The organism is Moorena sp. SIO4G3, assembly GCF_010692305.1.
Classification (GTDB): Bacteria; Cyanobacteriota; Cyanobacteriia; order Cyanobacteriales; family Coleofasciculaceae; genus Moorena; species Moorena producens_A.
Genome location: NZ_JAAHIG010000067.1, coordinates 14,096 through 31,905 on the forward strand (window position 1 = coordinate 14,096; position 17,810 = coordinate 31,905).

Consider the following 17,810-nt stretch of genomic DNA (forward strand, 5'->3'; position numbering starts at 1 on the left):
CTAAATTGCTCACCAGCACATATAGCGCTACACGCAAGGCAATAAAAAAGCGATGCTCTTACAGAGCCGCTACGCGATCGCAAACTGTTTGCGATCGCACCAATACAACTATTCTCCAAATCCCCCCCTTATTAAGGGGGGTTAGGGGGGATCCCCCAGTCCAAAATCACTGCAACCCTTCCAACAACTGTTCCAACGCCCTATCGAGAGCTTCCCCTAACTTACTGCCATCTTTTCCACCAGCTTGGGCTAAGTTAGGTCGTCCACCGCCACCACCACCGCAAATTTTAGCGATCGCACCAATAAACTTCCCAGCCTGCAAGCCTTTCTGATTAACACCCTTACTAAAGGCTGCCACTAAACTGACCTTATCCGGACTAGGCACTGAACCCAACACTACCGCACTTTCTCCCAGCTTCTGCTGTAGCTGTTGCGCAACACTTTTCAATCCCTCTGGTTCTACTCCCTCCATCTTGGCTACCAGAACCTTGAACTCACCGACTGACTTAGCTTCCGCCAACAATTGGTCAGATTTGGCCAAAGCCAGTTGTTGCTTCAGGGCATCTAACTGTTTATTAGTAGCCTTGAGTTCCTGTTGTAAATTACTAATCCGCTCAGGTAACTCTTCCGGTTGTGCCTTAAAGCGATCGCATAAATCCTTAACCACCTTATCCCGCACATTCAGATAATCCAGCACCGCCGGTCCAGCCACTGCTTCTATGCGCCTAATCCCAGACGCGACCCCTGCGGAAGCGATAATCTTAAACACGCCAATCTCAGCAGTATTGTTGACATGGGTACCACCACACAATTCCATGGAGACACCAGGGAAATCAATCACCCTGACTTCATCGCCATACTTTTCCCCAAACATAGCGGTTGCGCCCTTAGCCTTAGCTTTTGTCAAAGGCATCACCTCTACATCTGCGGTATGGGCTTCACTAATCCAAGTATTAATTTGTGCCTCGATTTGCTCTAACTCTTCCGATGTCAGAGCGCGAGGGCAATTGAAGTCAAAGCGCAAGCGGTCAAAAGCCACCAAAGAGCCTGCCTGAGAGATGCTTGGGTCAACAATTTTTTTCAGAGCCGCTTGCAGTAAATGGGTCGCACTATGGTTAGCTTGAACTCGACGGCGACAAGCCCGGTCAATTTGAGCCGTTACTGTTGTGCCTACCGCTAAATTTCCCCGTTCGACAGTACCGAAGTGGACAAAGAAATCCGATTCTTTCTGAACATCTTCGATGCGAACCAATAGCGAATCCCCAGACAGATAACCGCGATCGCCTATTTGTCCCCCAGATTCCGCATAGAATGGGGTCTGATCCAAAATCACCTGGACCTTACTCCCAGCTCCAGCGGATTCCACGGACTTCCCATCAACTAGCAAAGCCTCTACCTTAGCCATAGACTGGGGTTCAGTGTAACCCAGGAATGCCGTACTATCGATCTGTTCCCCTAGCTGATCTAAGCTACCCTGTACCGTTAAATCAATCGTTTCATGGGCAACTCTAGCCCGTTCCCGCTGGCGTTCCATTTCCACCTCGAAGCCATCGAGGTCTACCGTTAAGCCCTGTTCTTCAGCAATTTCCTCAGTTAATTCCACTGGGAAACCATAAGTATCATAGAGCGTAAACGCATCTGTGCCAGATATCTGCTTAGGCTTCTTGGCCAAAATCTCAGCCAGCAGCTTCTCTCCCCGTTCCAGGGTTTTCAGGAATTGAGACTCTTCCCGCTGCATTTCCGATTGGATAGTTTTTTCCCGTTCCCGCACATTGGGATAAGCGGATTCAGATAATGCGATCGCTGTTTGAGCTACTTCCCAGGTAAATTCCCCATCAATCCCAATCAAACGGCCATGACGCACCACTCGACGCAGCAAACGGCGCAACACATAACCCCGTCCGGTGTTAGAAGCCGTAATCCCATCCGCGATCATATGAACAATTGCCCGGATATGGTCACCAATAACCTTCAGAGAAACCTTCGTCTTCTGATTACTCTTGCTATAGTTAACCCCAGCAATTTCCGCTGCCGTTTTTACAATCGGGAAAATTAAATCAGTTTCATAATTATTCGGCACTTGCTGGAGGATTTGCGCCATCCTTTCCAGCCCCATCCCCGTATCAATATTTTGCTTTTCTAACGGAGTGCGATTACCCTCCGCATCCTGGTTGTATTCCATGAATACCAGGTTATAGAACTCAATAAACCTGGTATCATCTTCCAAGTCAATGCTCTCGTCTCCCAGTTCTGGGTGAAAATCGTAGTAAATTTCTGAACACGGACCACACGGACCGGTTGGACCCGATTTCCAATAATTATCCTCTTCACCCAAGCGCTGGATGCGATGGGCTGGGATGCCAATTTTATCCCGCCAAATCCCAAACGCTTCGTCATCATCCCGAAACACACTGACTACTAAGCGTTCTGGTGGCAAACCGAATACCTCTGTAGAGAGTTCCCATGCCCATGCGATCGCTTGTTCCTTGAAGTAATCCCCAAAACTAAAATTCCCCAGCATCTCAAAAAAAGTATGATGCCGTGCCGTGCGTCCCACATTCTCTATATCATTGTTGCGGATACATTTTTGGGAGGTGGTGGCGCGAGGGAATTCCGACTGACGTTGTCCTAGAAAAATCGGTTTAAACTGCAACATTCCCGCAATGGTCAGCAACACCGTCGGGTCTTCCGGTACTAGGGAAGCACTTGGCAATACATTGTGTTGCCGTTGGGAGTAGAAATCGAGGAAAGTTTGCCGGATTTCGTTACCGCGCAAATAATTAGGGATATCGGGCATGGTTTTCTACAAGTCAGCGTTAGGGTATGGGCATATGGTAGATAAACCCTGATCGCTATGTTTCTTAATTTACCTATTATCCATTCTTACAGAGGTTTGCTAGAAAGCCCACCCTTTATAGGAGAGCAAACCATTGTGATGGTTGGAGGTTGAAGGTTGGATGGTTTAAGGTTGGATGGTTTAAGGTTGGATGGTTGAAGGTTGGATGGTTGGAGGTTTGAAGGTTGAAGGTTGGTTGGTTGGTTGGTTGGTTGGAGGTTGGATGGTTGGAGGTTTGATGGTTGAAGGTTTGATGGTTTAAGGTTGGATGGTTGAAGGTTTGATTGGTTGAAGGTTTGATGGTTGAAGATTAGAGGCTTAACAACTGAAAGCCGGATGTATAATAGCAATCTTTAACGTTAAACCTGTTACATATAACCTGCAACCTTCAACATCTAACCTGTAACCTTCAACATCTAACCTTCAACATCTAACCTGTAACCTTCAACCTGCAACCTTCAAGCTGTAACCTTCAACCTTCTTAATCTAATCGTTGCAGTTTGTAAAGACTCCTGAACTTTAATAACAAGTATTCGGAATCTCCAGAAAGCCGTGTTAGCTTTAAAGAGTGGAAGTCATCCTTCAGAGAAAAACCTGAAGCGACAAACCAAATGGGCATAGATAAGATGATTTCTACCGGTCTATGACCCAGCCACAGTAGGCACCAATCGAACATAGCATGAAGTGGCGAGGAACCAACGGAAGTTGGAAGAAGCCAAACCAAAGTCCGGAAAGACACGACTGTGTGAGATTTAGTATTAGGTGTATCTGTGAAGTTTGCCAACCGTAGTAGTGATTCAAAACTGGTAGTCAGAAAGTTAACTCGTTGAAAATTTGTCTTTTTACACTCAGATGGGTCTAGTCAATCCTGGCTAGGCCCTTTGAGTATTGGGGAAATGTATTGGGGCAATCCCAGATAAATTAGAAATGATTGCTGCAATGTACCATTAAAGTTGATCAAAGCTTTGGAGCTAAAAAGCAATTAACAGTTCACCCTTGACCCGACATGCTTCATACTTTTTCATCTAATTGTTGCAGTATGTAAAGACTCCTGAACTTTAACAACAAGTATTCGGAATCTCCAGAAAGCCGTGTTAGCTTAAAAGAGTGGAAGTCATCCTTCAGAGACAAACCTGAAGCGACAAACCAAATGGGCATAGATAAGATGATTTCCAACGGTCTATGACCCAGCCACAGTAGGCACCGATCGAACATAGCATGAAGTGGCGAGAAACCGACAGAAGTTGGAAGAAGCCAAACCAAAGTCCGGAAAGACGCGACTGTGTGAGATTTAGTATTAGGTGTATCTGTGAAGTTTGCCAACCGTAGTAGTGATTCAAAACTGGTAGTCAGAAAGTTAACTCGTTGAAAATTTGTCTTTTTTCACTCAGATGGGTCTAGTCAATCCTGGCTAGGCCCTTTGAGTATTGGGGAAATGTATTGGGGCAATCCCAGATAAATTAGAAATGATTGCTGCAATGTACCATTAAAGTTGATCAAAGCTTTGCATCTAAAAAGCAATTAACAGTTCACCCTTGACCCGACATGCTTCATACTTTTTCATCTAATTATTGCAGTATGTAAAGACTCCTGAACTTTAACAACAAGTATTCGGAATCTCCAGAAAGCCGTGTTAGCTTAAAAGAGTGGAAGTCATCCTTCAGAGACAAACCTGAAGCGACAAACCAAATGGGCATAGATAAGATGATTTCTACCGGTCTATGACCCAGCCACAGTAGGCACCGATCGAACATAGCATGAAGTGGCGAGGAACCAACGGAAGTTGGGGAAAGCCAAACCAAAGTCCGGAAAGACGCGACTGTGTGAGATTTAGTATTAGGTGTATCTGTGTAGTTTGCCAACCGTAGTAGTGATTCAAAACTGGTAGTCAGAAAGTTAACTCGTTGAAAATTTGTCTTTTTTCACTCGAATGGGTCTAGTCAATCCTGGCTAGGCCCTTTGAGTATTGAGCCAACGTATTGGGGCAATCCCAGACAAATTAGAAATGATTGCTACACCGTAGCATTAAAGTCAATAAAAGCCTTGCACCTAAAAGCAATTAACACTAGCAATTAACACTTGACCCTTGGCCCTTGGCCCTAAATGCTTCATACTTTTTCATCTAATTGTTGCAGTTTGTAAAGACTCCTGAACTTTAACAACAAGTATTCGGAATCTCCAGAAAGCCGTGTTAGCTTAAAAGAGTGGAAGTCATCCTTCAGAGACAAACCTGAAGCAACAAACCAAATGGGCATAGATAAGATGATTTCCAACGGTCTATGACCCAGCCACAGTAGGCACCAATCGAACATAGCATGAAGTGGCGAGGAACCAACGGAAGTTGGGGAAAGCCAAACCAAAGTCCGGAAAGACGCGACTGTGTGAGATTTAGTATTAGGTGTATCTGTGAAGTTTGCCAACCGTAGTAGTGATTCAAAACTGGTAGTCAGAAAGTTAACTCGTTGAAAATTTGTCTTTTTCCACTCAGATGGGTCTAGTCAATCCTGGCTAGGCCCTTTGAGTATTGTCGTCAATCGATCTAAGTTATTGGTAAGCATTAACATTCCTACCTTGGGCTGCGAGCTTTAAGGGGAAGCTGATTAACGGCTGTAAGAAAAACTGATGGAGTATTGACGATGGCAATAGTACAGTTAAAAGTTCCCAGTATTGCGTGTGATGTCTGTGCCAAGACCATTACCGAAGGTATACTCCAACAGGAGCCAGACTCTAAAGTCAAAGTGGATGTAACATCAAAGACGGTTAGAGTTGAAACCGAAGCCTCTGAAGATTCAATTAGACAGATCATAACCACTGTCGGTCACACCGTGGAGTAAGGTAGTGTACATTTAATCGAGCTATTTGGTACTTAAGGCCTTGGCCGTTGGCCACCCTTGGCCTTTTGCCACGCTACTTGAGGTGCGAATGGCCACGCTACGCGAACGGAACAAGTCGTCAATCCCTCTGCGACTCTCCCCCTCGTCTTGAGTATGCAAATTAGATGGGTGACAGCTGAATCAATATTGTCTTGATTATTGCGCGAGTGGGGGAAACCCCCTGTTCCCTTGCTGCATCGCTGCGGAACGGCTTAGGTGCGCTTGACCCTTAGGTGCGCTCTTACCATTAAGAATTAAATTCGCTCTTTGTGCGCGCCTCTAAGGCCGCGAGCAATCCCTCGCGGCCTTGGACCCACCTCAAGGTGCGCGAACGGGCGCGCACCTTATGATTAACCTTTGACTATCAACCGTCAAACATTAACCTTGTGGCCTACGGCTGACCCTACGGGAACGACCAGAAATCAGTCAGTTCTATTGTGTTGTTTAACTAGGTGTGAGTTGACTAGGTGTTGGGCATTTAAATTAAATTATGATTCAGTTATAAAAAAAACCTGCTCTCTTGCGCCCCTGCTCTGTTGAACAATGGAATTTAAATGAAGACCAACTTACGTGTTGGTTAATTATGTAGGGCATCTAGTCTATCTTAGATGCTAACAAAGATGCTCATTGAGTTCAAGGAAATACAGCGATGCAGCGCCGACCTGCGGGGGTTTCCCCCACTCGCGCTTTGCATCAAGAGAGGGATAAATTCTGTAGCTAGTTTTGATCCTAATTAAGCAGCAGACCACAAGCTCTCCGGCTGCCAGAAATTTTTTAGATCATGTCGGGATAATTACTCTTAATAAAAATCTCCCCATCTCCTCATCTCCCCATCTCCCCATCTCCCCACCCTCCCTCTAATTATGGGTATTCAACCTGACTTGATATTAGAGGTTAGTGGGAATAATAATGCTTTGACTCAGTTGAACAGTTAAGTGTTTTCACTATGTTCGATAAAGATTTAGACAAATTTTCCGGATACCAGGAAATAGCTAATGCCACTTGTGATAAAAACAAGAGAGTATAAAAGGAAAGTATCAATAGAATAATCCCTGTGGTCAGCTTCTGCTGAGTAACCCCTAATTAACTATGTGCCTAAGATGTGCCTAAGATGTGCCTAAGTTGGCTTTGCATTCATTGGGGATTCAACTAATTTTTGTTGTTATTCAGGTTTATGTTCAATAAAACTCGTTAAACTAAAAACCATATAAAAATTATAAACGAGTTGTGAAAATCTATAACCCCAAGAATATGGTATTATTGGCATCCTGGCCGCTTGATAGTTCACAACCTATTTATAATTGCTCTATATAGGAATCTAGTTTAGAAATGATTGTTATAATACCACCTAATTTATCTAAAGTTCCGCAGCTCGTGATTCACAATCCATATTGGAGAATGAGGAATCGGCAATGGGAAATTGGTAACTGATCCAACTGTACTTGAGCTCCCAAACGATAGTCAGCAATAGGATCAATTTATCTAGTTATCTAGCATCTATCTATTCCATAGCCAATCCCATAGACTGGTAAATTTAGAACCAAACGTATTAGCTAATACTTTCTTGAAGAAGTAGCAGTGTTAAGATTATTAATTCAGGGTGAATGTATTAGCTCTGTAGAGCTAACTATAAATAAAAACGATGCTTCTATATTAGTGGTAGGAAATCAAAAGTTTATCACTACATTTGTGAAGCGGACTTGCTATATAAAGTCTAGCACTGTCGAGGTATCTTGGGAACTTGATGATGTCATACAACTCATCAAGACTAGACAACCGGCTATTTTAATTTTGCAGGCAACGCAGGTGGCTAGTTTACAACTATGTCGTCAAATTAAAGAACAAAAGCTGCTCGGTTGGATATACTGCATTGTGATCAATGACTTGCCCGAAATAGCGATTGAAACAATGGGCCGAGACCCAAACTGGGAGTTAAAAGAATGTGCTCAAGCCCTAGAAAACGGTGCAGATGCCTACTTACGGATCAGTTCAATCAGTAATCAAGACTCAGCCATATCTGTAGCAGAACATCGGTTGCTTAAGGCACAAATTCATGCAGGGTTACGAGGAGTGCAACTATACCGAAAAGCAATGCACACTAATGATTTTTTATCTAGGATAGCATTAGTTGATCCCTTGACAGAATTGAGCAATCGTCGGGCAATGGAATGGGAGTTACCCCGACAAGTCGAAAATGCCTTTCGTAAATCAACGCCCCTGAGTCTGATTATCCTAGATGTGGACTATTTCAAGTCCATCAACGACAACTACGGACATCCGGTAGGCGATCGCGCTCTCAAGCTACTGGCAAGTCGTCTCAAACATAACCTACGTATTCAAGATTCCCTCTTTCGCTATGGTGGAGAAGAGTTTGTGATCATTCTTAGTCACACTGACACTCAAGAAGCCCGAGCAGTGGCTAACCGAGTGCGACATATTATTAGCGATCAACCCTTTCACATTGATAGAAGATTAGTGCTCCCAATTACCATTAGCTTGGGTGTTGCTTCCCTTAACAAAAATAAGGACGACCATAGAGGGGAAAGCCTACTGCGATGTGCTGACCAGAACCTACGGATTGCTAAATCTAATGGTCGCAATCGGGTTTATTGTTGTTGCAATCACTAATTTTCAGGTAAATTGCTGACTCAAAACCACTGGCTTGTGGACAGTAATTTTTTTCTTGTGAATCGAAATCATTTCTTTTTCCCTTAGGTCTCCCAGTAGACGGGTGACAGTCACCCGAGTCGAACCGATAGCTTCTGCGATCGCTTGATGGGACAACTTCAGTTCAATGGTAATCCCATCCCCACAGGGTATCCCAAAGTCACGGCAGAGAATTAATAGAAAACTAACCAATCGAGACTCCATATCCCGATGAGCTAGGGTTTCGATCATCATTTCAGTCTGTAATATCCGAGACGATAGCCCCCGTAACATCAACATTGATAATTCCGGGTTTTCCTTGAGTGCTTTTTCTACCTGGTCAATCGGGGAAGAGAGTAACTCTACAGTTGTAAAGGCAACTGCATGATAGAACCGATCAGATTGGTGACCAGTAATCAGAGATAGAACACCGAAAACCGTATTTTCTCGCAGCAGTGCTACAGTAATTTCTTCTCCTACTTCGTATACTCTAGACAGTTTGACAGCACCTTTTAGCAAAAAGTAAACCCGTTCAGCTGGATCTCCTGGGAAGAAAATCGTTTTACCTCGCTCATAGGTTTCTACGACTGGTGGAAACGCTCCTCTACCAATCTGACGAAAAACAGCCGCTAGTGGTGTATCCTGCGTCACAACCCTATCCATATCTATTCCTTTGTAGCAATGCCCCTATCTATTTATAGTGAAAAGACTTCCGGGGATGTTAAGCCACGGATTAGTCAATAAATCTTGTCTATTTAGGCTTGTCTATTTAGGCTATTTTAGCGGATTTTAAACAGTTTTATTTAGTTTGTCGTGAACTGCTACAACCGTTCTTAATTCCCCTTGCCAATCAATTTCGGCACTGGAACCAGTGGCGAATTTAATTACGGGTCAAGCGCAGCGGGCAAGTTTTGAGCTAATTTGCCAACAGGCCAACAGTATTAACTGCTAGTCTATAATAGTTTAGCAAGCTCTCGGCTTGATTCTCCCTTAACCCTGTCAGGTAGAAGCGGCGATTAGTACCAATCATCGTGGAATCGACAAATTTATTTCTAACTACTTAATATCAATCTGAGGTAAGTTTTTGTAAAAATTGCTACCAAACACTAAAAACCTCAGGGGTCATTATTGGTGCTTACCTCAGGGGGTAAGCCTGAAGGGTAAACGGGAGACCCGCTTTGGGGTGTGGAGCGAACGGGTTTGGGGTGGACAGTAGCCATTTCTCTGGTTCTAGTTGGGTGAGTAACCTCACGCTCGCCTGCCATAACTAATCCCTATTAAGTCGGGGAGTTAGTCGCTATTTCGCGTCCGGGTGATTGCAGATCCCCCATAATATAGGTAGTTTGATTACCTGGCACCCTTGCTTATAAACTATAATAAAGGTTTATACTGAAAATTTATAATAAAAATTATAACAATATAATACTTGACCAGACTTGGGCTCACAATTACCTATTACTAGTTGAGATGGAGCTGAAAAACTCAACGTTGCTGCATTCAGCGATGCAGCGCGGTCTTGGGGAGGCAGTGCGGTCTTGGGGGTTCCCCCATGAGCGACTGCATCAAGAAGGGATATAATAACTGGGCTGTCATATACGGCTAACTAACCTTCAACCCTGACTCATAGCGCGACTCAACCTAAAAACCATGCTCGATCTCAACGGAAAAAATGCTTTTGTCACTGGCATCGCCAACAACCGCTCCATTGCTTGGGGGATCGCCCAACAGTTGCACAACGCGGGGGCAAATTTAGGTGTGAACTTTTTGCCTGACGAAAAAGGTCGCTATGAGAAAAAAGTTCGAGACCTGGTAGAGCCCCTCGAGCCTAGCATTATCATGCCCTGTGATGTCCGAAACGATGCCCAAATTGAAGCGATTGGGGATGCGATCGCAAAACAATGGGGCAAACTGGACATCCTGATTCACTGTTTAGCCTTTGCCAATAAAGAGGATCTATCGGGAGAGTTTAGTCAGACATCCCGTGAGGGGTTTTCCCTAGCCTTAGACATTAGCAGTTACTCCCTCAATCGATTAACCGCAGCTTGGAAACACTTGATGACTGATGGGGGTAGCATTGTCACCCTCAGCTATCTTGGGGGGGTTAAAGTAATTCCCAATTATAATGTGATGGGTGTTGCTAAAGCAGCACTGGAAATGAGTGTTCGTTACCTCGCAGCAGAACTCGGACCCCAAACGATTCGGGTCAATGCTATCTCCGCAGGACCAATCCGGACCTTAGCCTCTTCAGCAGTTGGGGGTATCATGGATATGATTCATCATGTAGAGAAAGTAGCACCACTGCGCCGCACTGTTACTCAGGAAGAAGTGGGTAAAGCAGCTGCTTTCTTGTGTAGTGATTTAGCCAGCGGCATCACTGGTCAGGTTTTATATGTAGACGCTGGTTACGAAATAATGGGAATGTGACTAAGAACAATTGCGTCAACTATAGAATTGGAAAATCAAAATTCATAATTATGCACGCGCATTCCGTAATGTTTGATGCAATGGGCGAATACTTAACTGAAGAATACTGGCAAATAGGCAGATAACTAATAAGTCAGGCTAAGTAAGACAGGAGTAAAGATGTAATGCAAGTAAGCGATAATCCGACGCAGATCGAGAGCGGACCGATAATTCTCAACACCCAAGAGTCTAGGTTAAAGGCGCGAACAGCCTCAGTCAGGCGTACTACTGGGGAAACTGATGTACAAGTGTCACTGAATTTAGATGGTACAGGTATCTGCACCGCTAATACAGGGATTCCATTTTTAGACCATATGCTGCATCAAATCTCTTCCCATGGACTGATTGACTTGGAGGTGCAGGCAAAGGGGGACCTAGAAATTGATGATCACCACACTAATGAAGATGTTGGGATTACCCTAGGGCAAGCCTTGGCAAAAGCATTAAGCGATCGCAAAGGAATAGTTCGCTTCGGGAATTTCCTGGCTCCCCTAGATGAGGCCTTGATTCTGGTATCTCTAGATTTTTCTGGACGTCCTCACTTAAGCTATGGTTTGGAAATTCCTACCCAGCGTGTCGGAACCTATGATACCCAGCTGGTGCGAGAGTTTTTTGTCGCACTGGTTAACCATAGTCAGCTCACCTTACATATCCGCCAACTAGATGGCATCAATTCACATCATATTATTGAAGCAACATTCAAGGCATTTGCCAGGGCAATGCGCATGGCTGTGGAAATTGATCCTCGTCGTGCAGGGATGATTCCAAGCTCTAAGGGGGTTTTGTAAGCGATGCAGCGCCGACCTGCGGGGGTTCCCACGGGGCTTACAAGGTGCGGACGCAGGTTCCGCACACAGACCCATGCGCCATGAGCGACTGCATCAAGACAAAGCTATCGGGAAATCCTAAAGGTTTAAAACAAACAAAAAGCCATGGGACTAAGAGTTCCACAGCTTTTAGACTGGTCTAAGGAGCATTAACTACATTTGATCGTAGAGTATGCTAACCGTGGGCATAGTCCTCGTAACAGTTTTGGTAACGAATTTGGTAACGAAATGGTTTTTACTCAGCTATAGTCCAAACGAGGATTTACCAAAGCGCAAAGCGCATTGTGCAGATCGTAATAGATTCAAACGACTAGCGCCCTAGTGCTGACGCTAGCAAACCCATTCTAGGCAGCCAGCCGTTGCAATCGGTGCCTCATTCATACCTAGCCAAAGGCCAAGATTGCACCCTTGAGTTTTAGAAAAATCTGGGATTATGTGGTATCATTCTTGGTGGTTTAATTTCATTTTCATTCTGGTGTTTCAGCTCAGTGGCAATGATTAGCTGATCAAGGGTGCATTTGAGCTTTTCCATGATTAACTTAGTCTGCCAAAAGGAGAGCTTAGGCTGCATTTTGCCCCTTTCCCAAATGGAAATGGTTTTCTGGGTTACTCCAAGGGCTTCAGCAAGTTCTCGCTGAGTTAAGCCAACTTGCTGGCGCAACTTTAGTAGGGTTATGTCATGATGTTCACGTAGCATTATACTTTAATGTATAGTTTTCAAAGCCATATAATCAAAGGTATGAACAAAAACAGATAATGGCAGGTAGCCAAAAACTGCTTTTGCTTTTTGAAACCTAATCATAACGCTTCCAGGTTGTTTAACCCAGCCATCCTTAAATCTACAAATAACAGCTCAATCCGTTATACGTCATCCACCTGCAGTCAAATATGGCTCCTAGTTGGCTGATAGTAAGCTTGCTTTAGCGATGCAGCGCCGCCAAAGGGGGTTCCCCCCATGAGCGACTGCATCAAGACAATGGCAAAAAGCCATCACTCCACCACCAGACTTAGCGATGCAGCGCCGCCAAAGGGGGTTTCCCCCACTCGCGCTTTGCATCAAGAAGAGAAGAATAGAAAAGACTTAGGTGAGCCGCTATTGGATTAAACGGTGCGAGAATCACGCGAATTTAATTACGGGTCAAGGGCACCGGGTAGGTGTCAGCTGACCTGCTATCCTGATAGAATGCCACCAAAGCTATTGATTTGATTTATCTTAGCGGGTGATTTATCTTGGTTTCAAATCCTGTACTGAAATCGTCTTATGACCGCTGTAACTACCTTAGCTAATGCTCCGGATTTATCTACCGATAACTACCTGGTGGTAGGCTTAGCCACCTGCTTTATCAAAGAAGAGGGTGAAGTTCATCAAGTTCAAATTATTGAACCCATCCCCTCAGCCTCTCTAGAAGCACTGCTTAAAAGTGTTCCTACATCTTACTCAGTGGCTTGTGGTACGACTCTAGGTAAAGTAATCTCAGGGGATAGCCTTTTCAAACCCGCTGAGTTTCCAGAGGATGCTCAGTTTTGCGATGATTTTACTAACCGAGCCCTCGCCGCTGCACGCACTTACAAGAGTTGTCCAGAAGCGATCGCTCATATTCCCCTCGGCACAACCTTTGATAACTTCAACTTTTCCACAGAACGCAAGCGGTTGCTAAATATGCAGCGAGTTGTTACTAAGGAAGATAATGTCAAACAGCATGAGTACACTCACAAGGTTCTCTAATCCTTAATCCATTAGTCCTTAGTTAATTTAAACAAGACTTAGGCTTGTACCCGTTGCTAAGCGCCTATTTTATGGGATATGGCCTTAACAATTTGCTTTGAGCAATCACTAAGGACTAACGACTATTTCTCTAACAACTTCCAGCCACCATCCCAGTCATCGTTAGGAGGTTCTTGAAGAAAGCGCTGACAACGCCTCAGGTGCAATACAGAGGCTTGGTCATTTTTGTCATATTTTTCTAGAACAGTGCCAAACTCACCCATGGCGAGGGCGAACTGTCGCTGGAGGTAATACTGACGGCCTTTGTAGTAATGTTCAATGATTCGTGCTTTGTACTCCGAAATCGGTTCAGATTTTAGGCCGACCAATTCATAAATGGATACTGGCTTGGTCTTGCCCTTAACAATTACCTTGTCCAATTCCCTAGCCCAGATCTGGTCCACACAAGCTCTGTAAGTATTTTCACTAATTAGGATGTCACAACCGTATTGCTTGCTAGCCGTTTCCAAGCGAGCACCTAAATTGACTCCATCACCAATAGAGGTAAACTCCATTCGTTTAGTTGAACCCATATTACCACTAATGACGCTATCGGAGTTGATGCCAATCCCGATCTTTAAAGGTTTTCGATTAGCTTTAACACGTTGTTGATTAAACTCTTTGAGACGCTGGCGCATCTCTAAGGCAGTTTGCACTGCTCTCCAAGCATGATCTTCTTGGGGCAAGGGCGAACCAAAAACAGCCATAATCGCATCGCCAATGTATTTGTCGAGGGTACCTTTATATTTAAAAATTGCATCCACCATCGACTCAAAATAGTCGTTGAGCATACCCACGACCTCTTCTGCCTTTAAACTTTCGGTCAAGGCAGTATAGCCACGAATATCTGAGAACAGAACTGATACCTCTTTGCGATCGCCTCCTAATTTATGGTCATCAAGTTTAAGTAATTCCTCTGCTAACTCCTGGGTCATGTAGCGATACATGGTAGTCTTGAGGCGTTTTTCATCACTAATGTCATCCATGACTACCAACGCACCATAGACATGGGTTTGATCGCTGGCATCAGCAATAGAGTTAATCGAGAGATTCACACAATGCTTGGTTGATTCTAGCCCCTGTGAGATCAGGGTTTGGTCGGGGTAGTACTGACGGCTGTCTTTTTCTGTCTTGGCAGTTAAAGCATTCTGGAGCCATTGAGCAAAATTTCCGCCTTTGATGTTAATCAACTGACTAACCGATAACCCCTCCAAGCTGTCTCCAGGGTAATACCCCAGCAGTTTCTTGGCACTTTCATTGGTAGCGATAATCTTACCGGTTTTATCGGTGGAAATAACCCCATTACTAAGACTGCGCAGCATATCCCGCTGAATTTGTTCCTGCTGTTTGATGGTGGCAAACAGTTTGGCTCGCTGTATGGCTACCCCAGCTTGAATATTGAACGCCTTCATGTAGGCTTCATCAATTCGATTAAAACTTGCTTTCCAGCATGCGGGAGCTTTCGGCCAATCATTCGGATTGTAGGGCTCAAAGTCACCGGTCTTTTTCTTGTTAACTAGTTGGGTTACACCTATTAACTCTTGATTGGAGTTATACACTGGCATACACAACAGGCTACAGGTGCGATAACCAGATTCCTGATCAACTTTTTTTGAATTGTTAGAATTGGGATGATCATATAGGTCAAAAGGAATATTTAGAGCTTCACCAGTTTGAGCCACCTTCCCGGCAAAGCCAACCCCCATTGGGATTCGGATTTCTTGGGAGGAACCATCCGCTTGGGGAATTTGCGCCCAAAGTTCATTACGCTCTCGGTCAATTAGCCACAGGGTACTACGGTCAGCTTTCATCAGCGTTTTCGCCTCATCCATCACCCGCTTAAGGGTTTCGTCTAGATCCAAACTGCTGAGATTGAGGGATTCTGTGGCTTTGATCAGTGCTGTTGCTGCTCTTTGTCTCTGGGTAGCTCGGTACAACGACTTGGAAGATTCTAGAACCAGCCGCATCGAAGGAGCAAAATCGTTAAACAGTTTTTGATCTTCGTCAGTAAAGCCCTGTTGATCAATTTTTTCGTTTAAGGAAGCGTTCTGTGTATAGGAATTTTTGATCTTATTAAGTAATTGGACTACGGCAACTAAATCTCCCTGTCGAGTCAACAGGGGCAAGGCTAGCAGCGTATAGGTGCGATATCCAGTTTTTTGGTCAGACTTTTTGGCAGTGTTAGAACGAGGGTCATCATAAAAATCGTAGGGAACGTTAACCACCCGTTTGAAAGTAGCTACTTCACCAACAATGCCCTGATCAGCTGGAAATCGCAGTTCTCCTAAGGTGTTGTTTCCCTCTCCCTTTGCTACTACCGACCAAAGTTCGTGCTTGTCTTCATCCAGAAAAAATATTGTTACTCGGTCGGCATTCATTAACTCTGCCGTCTTGATAGTAATCGCATTCAAAATCTCCTGGAGAACCTTCTCAAAATCTTGGTTTTCCAGTAGAGCGTCCAGCATCGACAGGGTTTGATTGACGATGTGGAGTGCGCTTTCTACACTTGGGACTACTTGTTTTAAACTTTCCCGGTTTAAAGGCGCTAGGAAGTTAGATATTCCTTGTCCTGCCGCAACTAGCGAACCAGCTGCTGAGGAATTTGCCTCAGATATGCTCCCCTTTTCCACCTGATTTGAATTGTTTTGATAAACAGATGCAGCTACCATAGAATTATCCTGCGCTAAAGCTTTTGATTTGCTGAAGCGATCTAATGATGGCGTATTTTTGATACTTATTGACTCTTAGATTGATACTTATTGACTCGTCAGAGCCAGTTAACCGAATTGATCTGAGTTTAAGGCTAATCTGTTGATTACCTAGAGAGCACCTTCTATGCTGGCCGCTGAGTAGATTTTTTCTGATTGAGAGTTAAATATGGCCTGACTGGATTATACTGCATTCTAGATTAATTTGTCAGTAGCTTAATTAATCAATTGCGATTCAACTATTAAACTAATGCATCACAACCTCACAAGTTTTAAGATTTAGCTCTCTCGAATTTTCGTTGTTTGGCCTTAGTCCTGTTTTACCACTGTGCATGTCTTACGCCAGCTAGCAGCTTGGGACAACAAGGAAGCTGCAAAATTCATAGCGTCTTGAGCCGACTGTCCACCAGCTAACTGAGCGATTTCTTCCTGCCGCTTTTGGGGATGATTCAGGAGGCTAATCCTGACTACAGTTCGAAGCTCGGGCATTCCAGATTCTGGGATTTGGGTAACTACTTGAGTACTGCCAGACCGGTTACCTTGAGGGGAAGATGGTTGTTTCAAAATGCTAGAAATCGGTTGAGCAATCACCTGTTTATCTACCCTAAAATGTTGGTCTGCCATCGCAGCAATTAACGGTTGGTGAGTCACACAAAGAACTTGGTGGCGTTGACTGAGTTGGTAGAGTCGTTCTGCGATCGCTCCTGCTACCCGACCAGACACCCCAGCATCAATTTCATCAAAAATTAAGGTTGTTCCTGGCTGATTACTGCTGGAAAAACAAGCTTTCAGTGCCAGTAAAAATCGACTCATCTCTCCACCGGAAGCCGTCTTAGCAAGAGGTTGCAAGGGTTCTCCGGGGTTGGGAGAGAAGCAAAAGGTGACTTGATCTCCACCAGCTGCCGTGGGTACAATGGGGTTGATTTCCACTGTAAACTTTACCTTCTCCATAGCCAAGGGCTTTAACTGGTTAACCAGCTGTTTTTCAAGTTCTGACCCAGCCCTATAGCGCAATTTTGTCAGTTGCTCACATTCATCGGTCACGTTTTCCTGACTAAATGCGTAATTTGTCTCTAATTCTTCTAGAGATGCACCTTCACTGCCTAATTCTTCCAGTTCTGCCTGTAGGGTCTCATAGTGAGCGATTGCCTGAGCAAGGGTTGGTCCATATTTGCGGCAAATTTGTTTAAGAACCCCAATTCTTTCCTCCACCACTTGGAGACGTTCCGGATCAGTCTCTAGTCCATCTCCATAGGCATTAATCTGATGGGCAGCTTCCACCACTTGAGCCAATGCTCCACTGACTAAGTCTAGTAGAGGTTGCAATTGACTATCATAGTCTACCATATCCTGTAAGGTACTTTCCGCTTGACCCAATAAGTCAGCACTTGCTTTTGTCCCCTGATCATTATGGTAAAGTGCTTGATAGACTTGGTAACTCCTCTGTTGGAGTTCCACAACATGGTTCAGACGCTGGTGTTCACGTTCAAGCTGTTCAAGTTCGTCCGGAGCGCTAAGGTTGGCAGCACTGAGGTCTTGAATTTGATACTCTAACCAGTCCAGACGTTGTAGGCGTTCTTGCTGAGACCTTTGCTGTGTCTCTAGAGCTTTCTTGGCCTCTTGACAAGCTATATACGCAGATGCAACTCGATCTCGCTGTTGGATCACTTGGGAACCGCCGTAAAGGTCGAA

General features: G+C 44.5%; 12 protein-coding genes. 5 read left to right on the forward strand and 7 right to left on the reverse strand.

What is annotated here, in order from left to right; translation table 11 throughout:
* Positions 1-166: 166 nt before the first annotated feature.
* Together alaS and F6J99_RS14695 are read right to left on the reverse strand one after the other, a co-directional pair.
* Positions 167-2,797: an alanine--tRNA ligase gene (gene alaS, locus F6J99_RS14690; protein WP_293113567.1), complete on the reverse strand. Its 2,631-nt coding sequence runs from the start codon at positions 2,795-2,797 to the stop codon at positions 167-169.
* An 86-nt stretch (positions 2,798-2,883) separates the two neighbouring features.
* Positions 2,884-3,186 (reverse strand): hypothetical protein, encoded by a 303-nt coding sequence (locus F6J99_RS14695; RefSeq protein WP_293113568.1) that lies wholly within the window; start codon positions 3,184-3,186, stop codon positions 2,884-2,886.
* 2,286 nt (positions 3,187-5,472) lie between these two features.
* Here F6J99_RS14695 and F6J99_RS14700 point away from each other — a divergent pair.
* On the forward strand, positions 5,473-5,670 hold the full coding sequence (locus F6J99_RS14700) for a heavy-metal-associated domain-containing protein (protein ID WP_293113569.1): 198 nt from the start codon (positions 5,473-5,475) through the stop codon (positions 5,668-5,670).
* Positions 5,671-7,287: 1,617 nt separating this feature from the next.
* Positions 7,288-8,337 (forward strand): diguanylate cyclase, encoded by a 1,050-nt coding sequence (locus tag F6J99_RS14705; protein WP_293113570.1) that lies wholly within the window; start codon positions 7,288-7,290, stop codon positions 8,335-8,337.
* A 3-nt stretch (positions 8,338-8,340) separates the two neighbouring features.
* Here the strand turns inward: F6J99_RS14705 and ntcA are convergent, their stop codons facing one another.
* Positions 8,341-9,018, reverse strand: coding sequence for a global nitrogen regulator NtcA (ntcA, locus tag F6J99_RS14710; protein ID WP_070391512.1), 678 nt, complete (start codon positions 9,016-9,018; stop codon positions 8,341-8,343).
* A gap of 984 nt (positions 9,019-10,002) precedes the next feature.
* Between ntcA and fabI the strand changes: the two genes are divergently transcribed.
* Positions 10,003-10,779: an enoyl-ACP reductase FabI gene (gene fabI / locus F6J99_RS14715; protein ID WP_075898906.1), complete on the forward strand. Its 777-nt coding sequence runs from the start codon at positions 10,003-10,005 to the stop codon at positions 10,777-10,779.
* Positions 10,780-10,943: 164 nt separating this feature from the next.
* On the forward strand, positions 10,944-11,606 hold the full coding sequence (gene hisB, locus F6J99_RS14720; RefSeq protein WP_229424260.1) for an imidazoleglycerol-phosphate dehydratase HisB: 663 nt from the start codon (positions 10,944-10,946) through the stop codon (positions 11,604-11,606).
* A gap of 454 nt (positions 11,607-12,060) precedes the next feature.
* On the opposite strand, the gene F6J99_RS14725 is transcribed toward hisB, so the two are convergent.
* Both F6J99_RS14725 and F6J99_RS14730 read right to left on the reverse strand, forming a co-directional pair.
* Positions 12,061-12,342 carry a helix-turn-helix transcriptional regulator gene (locus F6J99_RS14725; protein WP_075897123.1) on the reverse strand — a complete coding sequence of 94 codons (282 nt, stop codon included), beginning with the start codon at positions 12,340-12,342 and terminating at the stop codon, positions 12,061-12,063.
* A gap of 198 nt (positions 12,343-12,540) precedes the next feature.
* A complete protein-coding gene (locus F6J99_RS14730) occupies positions 12,541-12,702 on the reverse strand; it encodes a hypothetical protein (RefSeq protein ID WP_293113571.1) in 162 nt (53 codons plus the stop codon).
* A gap of 204 nt (positions 12,703-12,906) precedes the next feature.
* Here F6J99_RS14730 and F6J99_RS14735 point away from each other — a divergent pair, with 204 nt between their 5' ends.
* The gene (locus F6J99_RS14735; protein WP_293113572.1) at positions 12,907-13,371 is read left to right on the forward strand and encodes a hypothetical protein; all 465 of its coding nucleotides are present in this window, start codon (positions 12,907-12,909) and stop codon (positions 13,369-13,371) included.
* Between the two features lie 122 nt (positions 13,372-13,493).
* Here F6J99_RS14735 and F6J99_RS14740 read toward each other — a convergent pair whose 3' ends face one another.
* Together F6J99_RS14740 and F6J99_RS14745 are read right to left on the reverse strand one after the other, a co-directional pair.
* Positions 13,494-16,079 carry an adenylate/guanylate cyclase domain-containing protein gene (locus F6J99_RS14740; RefSeq protein WP_293113573.1) on the reverse strand — a complete coding sequence of 862 codons (2,586 nt, stop codon included), beginning with the start codon at positions 16,077-16,079 and terminating at the stop codon, positions 13,494-13,496.
* A 348-nt stretch (positions 16,080-16,427) separates the two neighbouring features.
* A partial coding sequence (locus F6J99_RS14745; RefSeq protein WP_293113574.1) for a DNA repair protein RecN occupies positions 16,428-17,810 on the reverse strand: 1,383 nt, incomplete at its 5' end.

Coding starts and splice junctions, on each gene's coding strand:
- F6J99_RS14740 (WP_293113573.1), bottom strand. CDS start 16,079: ATGGTAGCTGCATCTGTTTATCAAAACAATTCAAATCAGGTGGAAAAG.
- alaS (WP_293113567.1), bottom strand. CDS start 2,797: ATGCCCGATATCCCTAATTATTTGCGCGGTAACGAAATCCGGCAAACT.
- F6J99_RS14735 (WP_293113572.1), top strand. CDS start 12,907: ATGACCGCTGTAACTACCTTAGCTAATGCTCCGGATTTATCTACCGAT.
- F6J99_RS14725 (WP_075897123.1), bottom strand. CDS start 12,342: ATGCTACGTGAACATCATGACATAACCCTACTAAAGTTGCGCCAGCAA.
- F6J99_RS14730 (WP_293113571.1), bottom strand. CDS start 12,702: ATGCAAAGCGCGAGTGGGGGAAACCCCCTTTGGCGGCGCTGCATCGCT.
- hisB (WP_229424260.1), top strand. CDS start 10,944: ATGCAAGTAAGCGATAATCCGACGCAGATCGAGAGCGGACCGATAATT.
- fabI (WP_075898906.1), top strand. CDS start 10,003: ATGCTCGATCTCAACGGAAAAAATGCTTTTGTCACTGGCATCGCCAAC.
- F6J99_RS14700 (WP_293113569.1), top strand. CDS start 5,473: ATGGCAATAGTACAGTTAAAAGTTCCCAGTATTGCGTGTGATGTCTGT.
- ntcA (WP_070391512.1), bottom strand. CDS start 9,018: ATGGATAGGGTTGTGACGCAGGATACACCACTAGCGGCTGTTTTTCGT.